Origin of the sequence: Colwellia marinimaniae (assembly GCF_002207865.1) — a bacterium.
GTDB lineage: Bacteria > Pseudomonadota > Gammaproteobacteria > Enterobacterales > Alteromonadaceae > Colwellia > Colwellia marinimaniae.
Genome location: NZ_BDQM01000408.1, coordinates 1 through 250, shown reverse-complemented (window position 1 = coordinate 250; position 250 = coordinate 1). Strand labels below are relative to the sequence as shown.

The window sequence follows — 250 nt, the reverse complement described above, 5'->3', positions numbered from 1 at the left end:
GGTATTAATTAAGAAGCACATTCCCTTGATTGAAGATGCACTACTGACGACGTTTAGCAGTGCCGATGTACAAAATTTAACTAGCTTAGCCGGTAAAGACGAGATGCGTCAATTGGCCTTACTCAATGTTCAGAATACGCTGCAAACTGTGACTGGGCGTAAAATCGTTGAGAAAGTCCTGTTTACCGGTTTCGTTATACAGTAGTACATGAGAGCGAACGCTGAATAATTTTCATTTTCGGTTTTATGC

1 protein-coding gene is annotated in these 250 nt (G+C 40.8%); it reads left to right on the top strand.

Translation table 11 applies throughout. The features are described 5' to 3' along the window. On the top strand, nt 1-205 hold a 205-nt coding region (locus tag MTCD1_RS19855), incomplete at its 5' end, for a flagellar basal body-associated FliL family protein (protein WP_200818699.1). Between the last annotated feature and the right edge of the window lie 45 nt (nt 206-250).